The sequence below is a fragment of the Chitinophaga solisilvae genome, from assembly GCF_009928525.1.
Taxonomy (GTDB): Bacteria; Bacteroidota; Bacteroidia; order Chitinophagales; family Chitinophagaceae; genus Chitinophaga; species Chitinophaga solisilvae.
On record NZ_JAABOK010000034.1, the window covers coordinates 1 to 7,171 of the forward strand.

Here is a 7,171-nt window from a genome sequence, read left to right on the forward strand (position 1 = left end):
TGCGACCTACCTGTAAGGTATAGGAAAGGTCCGCCAGGTTGGTATCCGGGTGTTGTTCCAGGAAACTGTGCAACGAGGTCAGGTATCTTTCCACGGAGCCGGCAGTCTTCGCGGAAACTGCCAGCAGTTTATATTTTCGGCCTGCATCGCTTGCTTCGCGGGCAGGCGCTTCTTCCAGAATAGCGTGTGCGTTGGTACCTCCGATACCAAAGGAGCTGACACCGGCGCGCAAAGGATATCCGTTGCGGCGTTCCCAGGGTTGCAGTTGGGTATTCACAAAGAAGGGACCGCTGCCGAAATCGATCTCCGGATTGGCTGCTTTAAAATGCAGGCTGGGAACCAGCTGCCTGTGTTCCAGGCAGAGCGCCGTTTTAATCAGGCCGGCAATACCTGCGGCCGTATCCAGGTGACCGATGTTTGTTTTCACGGATCCGATGGCGCAGTTATGGTCTTTGTTATGATTGAAAGCGAGGTTGAGCGCTTCTATTTCAATGGGATCACCGAGGCGGGTGCCGGTACCATGCGCTTCCACATAAGTGATGGTTTCCGGTGTCACTTTGGCAAACTTGTGCGCCTTACGGATACAGTCCGCCTGCCCTTCTACGCTGGTAGAAGTAAATCCTACCTTCCTGTTACCATCGTTATTGATGTTGCCGCCCTTGATAACCGCATGAATATAATCACCGTCTTCTATCGCATCGTTCAATCTTTTCAGCACCACCATTCCTACGCCTTCGCTGGTAAAGGTGCCGGTGGCATCCTTGTCGAATGCGCGGCAGTGGCCATCCGCAGAAAAGATCATCCCTTCCTGGTAAAAATACCCCCTGGGTAATTCTGTACGGATGGTAATACCACCGGCCAGGGCAACGCGCGCTTCTCCCAGCAGCAGGCTTTTGCAGGCCAGGTTAACAGCTACCAGCGAAGTGGAGCAGGTAGTATTTACTGCAAATGCGGGGCCTTTGAAATTGAGTTTATATGCCAGCAGTGAGGCAAGGAAATCCTTGTTATTGATGTTGTTCAGACTGAAGTTATCCATCTGCTGTCCGTCCGTATTCTTCAGCCGGGAATACAAACGCCAGTTGGCATCATCGCCGGCGCCCACATAAATGCCGATCAATCCTTTCAGGGTATCGGGGTTACAGCCGGCGTCTTCCAGCGCTTCCCAGGCGCACTGATGGAGTACGCGGTGCACAGGATTCATCAGCGCGGCTTCCATGGGGGTATAGTCAAAGAAGGCAGCATCAAAATAGTGCTTCTGCGGAATGGTAGCCACAGCAGGAATATAGTTGCTGTTCTGCCGGATACGGTCATCAATACCCAGGTTACGCTGTTCCTCTTCCGTCATAAAGTGAATGGACTCCACACCATTTTTCAGGTTCTCCCAGAATATGCGCCAGTTGGCCGCTCCCGGCACCTGGCAGGAGATGCCGGTGATAGCAATTTCAAGTCCGGTGTATTTTCTCTCAGTCGTCATTCAGGTCACTGTTTAGCAGGTTAAATGTATCTTCCATGATATTCACGGACATGTCCAGTTCCTTATCGGATTCTCCGGTGATCACGTGCTCTTCTGTCAGGTATTTTGATAACGTGTTAATGGTAGTAAACCTGAAAGCCATTGCCACAGAGAGTTTCTTATCGAAAATTTTATTGATGGTCATCACCATGCGTACTATTTTGATGGAGTTACCTCCCAGGTCAAAAAAGTTATCGTGGGTACCGATGTCATCGCGGCCGAGTAATTCGCTCCAGATATCGACGAGTTTCTGTTCTACTTCATTGGCGGCGGCAACGTGCTGTCTTACAGTACCCGGACCTTTCTGCCGGTATTCAGGCAACTGTTTGCGGTCCACTTTCCCGTTGGGTGTCAGCGGTAATGCCGACAGCTGCATATAGTATCCGGGCACCATGTAGGCGGGCAGCTTCTGTAGCAGCGCTGCGCGGATAGCGGCTGTATCCGGCTCCTGTGCCGTTACAATATAGGCGATCAGTTCCTTTTCTTCCTGGTGTACCTGTTTCGCCATTACTACCGCAGCAGTGATATGACCGGTTTCCAGCAGGGCGGCTTCGATTTCTCCCAGCTCAATCCGGTGGCCGCTGATCTTTACCTGGTCATCTTTCCGGCCGATGTATTCGATGCTGCCGTCAGGCAGCCATCTGCCGAAGTCGCCGGTACGGTAAACACGTTCACCCGGCAGGAAAGGATCTGGAAGGAAACGTGTTTCGGAGAGTTCCGGTTTATTGATATAGCCGTTGGCCACTCCTTGTCCGCCGATATAAATTTCTCCCTCAGCCCCTACCGGCAGCAGCTGCTGAGCGGCATCCAGGATATAAATGCGGGTATTGGCAATGGGGCGGCCGATGGTGATGGCGGCGGCATGGCGGGGAACGGCGCTGCAGGCGGACCAGATGGTTGTTTCCGTAGGGCCGTACATGTTATACAGCCGTACTTCCGGCAGGTTGTCATAGAGGTCGCGCACGAGGGACTGCGGCAGGCGCTCTCCTCCGAGCAATATGGTACGGAGCGACCCCATCGCGCGGCTGTCTGCCTGCAACAGGGAAGCCATAGACGGCGTGGCCTGCAGATGCGTTACCTGGTGCTGCTGCAGCTGCGCATGGACGGAATAACCTGTTTTCACCGGCATGGTAGTCAGCTGCTGATAGCTGTCCTTCAGCACGGTTATATTTTCCAGTCCGTTCATCGTATCTTCAAAACCTACTCCGAAATCAATCAGGCAGGCGATTTCATCTACGCCGATGCGGCTTAGCTTTTTCAGCATTTCCATAGCAGTGGTCCGCGTCCCTATCAGGCTGGCCGTAGATACATACCTGTTGAAGGCATGCTCCAGCAGGCTTTGCATATCTTCTTCGGAAAACTGCTCAGACTCGATATTCACGTTCAGGTCTGCTGCAAATGTTTTCATGAGGCTGACAGAAGTACGCAGGTAATTCATGAACGGTATTCTCGCCTTGTCGTAGGTAACGTTAATATCCTCACCGATATAGGTGTGCAGCATCAATGCCACCTTTGCCTTGCTGATATCATGTCCGCTTTCTGCAAAGGCTTTGCGGTACGCCGCAATTTTTATGGCGAGACCTTCGGTGGTTTCTCCCAGCAGATGCGTTAATACACCTGCTCCTGCTTTACCGGCTGAGATAAATGTTTGTATGCTGTTGGCAGATGTAAGCCATATCGGTAATTCCTGCTGCCGCGGAGAAGGAAATATCCGGGTTTTCTTCATCACATTATTGCCATCCGGAAACTCCAGCTGTTCGCCTCTCCACAACCGCTGCACGGTATCTATCATGGTGTACATGTTCTCGTGACGGCTGCTGTACTGGCCGGGCGACAACACAAAATCGCCGGCGTGCCAGCCGGAAGCGCAGGCAATACCTACTCTTCCGCCGGAAAGATTATCAATCACAGACCACTCTTCTGCCACCCGCAAAGGATGATGCAACGGCAATACCACGCTGCCCGCCCTGATGGCAATATTTTTGGTAAGTACGGCCAGTGCAGCCCCCATCAGTGCCGGGCTGGGATATAATCCCCCGAATTCATGAAAATGGCGCTCCGGCGTCCATACGGCTGCATAGCCATTATTGTCCGCATACTTTGCTCCTTCCAGCAGGAGGCGGTATTTATCTTCTTCCTGGCTGTTATCTGCATTACCGAAATAAAACAGGCTGAAGTCCAGGGGTTTGACAGGCGCTTTTTCTATCGCTACTATATCCCTGACATCTCCCTGTATCACTACTTTGTAGCCGAGAGTGAGTGTCCAGAGCAGCTCCAGCACAGAGATATCGAAGGTGTAGTTAGTCAGCGCCAGCATAGTTCCGGGTGTTCTGCCGAAGGTGGCTGTCATCCCGCAAAAGAAGTTAACAACATTGGCATGTGTAAGCAGGCATCCTTTGGGATTGCCGGTGGTGCCGGAGGTATAGATACAGTAAGCCAGCTGCTCAGGTGCTATGGCAGCAGCTTTCAGCGGAGACACGGTTGTTGCTGCATGCAGTTGCTGCAGCATGCCGTCATCAATCACGGTGATGCAGCCGCTGTCTTCTGTGATATACTTTATTCTCTCTGCCGGGTACTGCGGATCTACCGGTACATATCCTGCGCCGCTTTTGAGTGTACCCAGTATGGCTATTATCATCCATTCGCTGCGTTGTAAACGGATGCCCACCAGGTCGTTGGGCTTTACCCGGAAGGTATGCTGCAGATATGCTGCCAGCCGGTCGGCGGCGGCATTCAGCTGCGCATAGGTAAGCTGCCTGTCTTCCATCACCACCGCAATGTTGTCCGGCGACAGCTGCACCTGTTTTTCGAACTGGCTGATAATAGTGGCGCCGGCAGGCGTTTCCAGGGCTGTATTGTTGAATACCTGCAGCAGCCGGTTTTTTTCCGCTTCGCTGAGATAATCCAGCGTACCTACAGCCTGCTGCGGCGCAGCGCTGATGGCGGTCAGTATACCTTCCAGGCAGGACAGCAGCTGTTCGGCTGTACTGCGGCTGAAGATATCACTGTTATATTCGATGCTCGCCTGTATTTCTCCTTCTACTTCTATAAAATCAAACGTAAGATCAAACTTACTTACGGCATGTTCGCCGCGGTCATAACTGCCTACTGTCACATCGCCGAACTGCTGACGCCCGCTGCCCTGCATCCGGGCATTCTGCAGGATCATCATCACATCAAAAAGCGGGCTTCTGCCGGTATCTCTTTTCAGGTGCAGGTCATCTACCAGCCTGTCAAACGGATAGAGCTGATGTTCATATGCCGCCAGCGTTACCTGTTTCACTTTTTCCAGCAGTGACAGGTAGCTGTCCTGGCCATCAAAGCTGGTTCTGAGCGCCAGCGTATTGAGGAATAAGCCTATCTGATCTTCCAGGTCAATATGATCCCTTCCCGCTACGGGTGTGCCTACAATAAGATCCTGCTGACCGGTAAACCGGTACAGCAGTATGTATACGGCGGAGAGCAGTCCCATGAACAAGGTGGTACCCGCTTCCTGATTCAGTTCTTTTATTTTAACGGCTACACCTGCAGGAATTCTTCTTCCCACCGCACTGCCACGGTATGTTTTTACAGCAGGGCGGGGATAGTCACCGATCAGGTTCAGTACCGGCAGTTCCCCTTCAAACTGTTTCATCCAGTAGTCGCGGTGACTGCCCTGTGCAGCACGTTCCAGCTGTTCATGCTGCCAGGCGGCATACTCCTTGTATTGTATGCGCAGCGGTTTCATATCAGGTTCCTGATGGCGGATGAAAGCATTGTAGCAGAACATCAGCTCACGTATCAGGATGTCCATGGACCAGCCATCGCTGATGATATGATGCATCACATAGGTGAATATCCATTTGTTGTCAGACAGCTGAAAGAGACAGGTACGCAGCAGCGGAGCCGTTCGCAGATCGAAAGGCCTCACCAGTTCCTCCTGTATCATGGCTTTCGCCTGTGCATCCGCATCGGATTCTTCCCGCAGGTCATATTGACGGATGTGAAAATCTGCTGTTGTTTCATCCAGAATAAATTGTTTTATCTCCCCTTCTTCATCATCCCGGAAACAGGTTCTGAGTATCTCGTATCTGCTTATCAGCCGGTTCAGCGCCGCTTCCAGCGCGTCTGTCTGCAGACGGCCTTCGAAAACAAATACGCCGGGCATATTGTACGCCTGGTTGGCTTCATCAAACTGGCTGAGTATCCATACCCTCGCCTGGCCTGATGACATGGTATAGGATGTACTTTCCGGCAGCAGCGGGATGGCCGTATTGTCCACGCCTGTATGCAGGGAAGACAGGTAGCTTACCAGCTGTTCCTTATTTTCTTTCAGCGCTTTCAGGAGATCCGGAGGCAGTGCAGCACCGTTGAATTTCACTTTCAGATCCTGATTTTCCAGCGAGATGGCGATCTGATGATCCCGCAGTTTTTTTAACAGATTTTCCATTTTCATGCCGTGTGAATGTTTAACTATTGGGGATGTGGCAGATCAGATGATGATTTCGTTTTCCATTTTAACGTCTGCATTCAGCCAGGCCAGTTCATCTATCCTGGCAGCCATGGCAGCGATATTATGACGCAGCAGGAGATCTGTCAGGGTAATATTGACATTGAATTCATTCTTCACTCTTTTCAGCAGCATCATGCCTTTCAGCGAGTCGCCTCCCAGTTCGAAGAAGTTGTCGTCCGTACCGATGCGGTCTATCCCGAAGAACTGACCGAAGATGTCCGCCAGCTTTTCTTCCGTTGCATTCGCCGGCGCAACGTAAGCTGTGGCCAATGCCGGACGTTCCGTCTTTATCATCTCCGTTGCCGCCGGTTCTTCATCCAGGTATGCTTCCTTCTTCACTTCGTATACCCGGTGAAGGCGTGCTGACAATGGTTCTACCGTTTGCACCAGCACAGGGCTGCCATCGCATTCCAGGCTCCATTCAAACAGCTGGCTCAGTTCTTCCGGCTTCAGCGTGGCGCGCTGACGGCCCTGCTCCTTCGCTATCTGTGATGCGCTGAAGGCCATACCGCCCAGGCATACGCTGCGCCACCGGATGCCGCTCTCCTGCTGACGTAACAGGAAATGATCCATATAAAGATTGGCGGCGGCATACGCGCTGAAACCTAATCCGCCCAGCACCGCAGACAGGCTGGAACTCACCCAGATAAAATCGGGGCGGCGCTCACCGAACACTTTTTCCAGTACCCGGATACCGGATACCTTCGCAGAAAACAGCCGCTGTGTATTCTCTTCCGTGATGTCGCTGATGAGTTCAAAATGACGTTCGTCTATTACGCCCGCCGTATGAATGATGCCGTCTATCCGGCCTGTAGTCGATTCAATCTCTGCTACCAGCCGGCTCAAGCTCTCTTCATCGGTGATGTCTGCCCCGTGGTAGCTGCAATGGTCCGCACCGGACTGCAGCTGACGGAGACGCTCCTTCGCTGTATCATCCAGGGAGGATAGTTCACGGCGGCCCGTCAGTACAAGCCTGGCGTTATAACGCCGGCGTATATACGTAGACAGGACATATCCCACATTACCCAGGCCGCCGGTAACCAGGTATAGGCCGCCTGGCCGCAGCACCGTACCGCCGGGAGTTACCTCTCCGCGGTGCTGCTGATACTCGCACAGCCAGCGGTGAGCGCCGCGCAGCGCCACAATGCGGTCCCCCCGATGCCATA

At 52.7% G+C, this 7,171-nt stretch carries 3 protein-coding genes; all 3 read right to left on the reverse strand.

Going from position 1 to position 7,171, the window contains the following annotated elements; genetic code table 11:
* The coding region (locus GWG06_RS30280) for a type I polyketide synthase (RefSeq protein WP_160718168.1) at positions 1-1,474 on the reverse strand (1,474 nt) is incomplete at its 3' end.
* Positions 1,464-5,948: a MupA/Atu3671 family FMN-dependent luciferase-like monooxygenase gene (locus GWG06_RS30285; RefSeq protein ID WP_160718169.1), complete on the reverse strand. Its 4,485-nt coding sequence runs from the start codon at positions 5,946-5,948 to the stop codon at positions 1,464-1,466. The genes GWG06_RS30280 and GWG06_RS30285, both read right to left, overlap by 11 nt.
* A 36-nt stretch (positions 5,949-5,984) precedes the next feature.
* Positions 5,985-7,171, reverse strand: a 1,187-nt coding sequence (locus GWG06_RS30290) for an SDR family NAD(P)-dependent oxidoreductase (RefSeq protein WP_160718170.1), incomplete at its 5' end; no start/stop codon positions are given.

Bases quoted from the DNA above. Each gene is read 5' to 3' on its own strand.
- GWG06_RS30285 (WP_160718169.1), bottom strand. From the start codon at position 5,948: ATGAAAATGGAAAATCTGTTAAAAAAACTGCGGGATCATCAGATCGCC.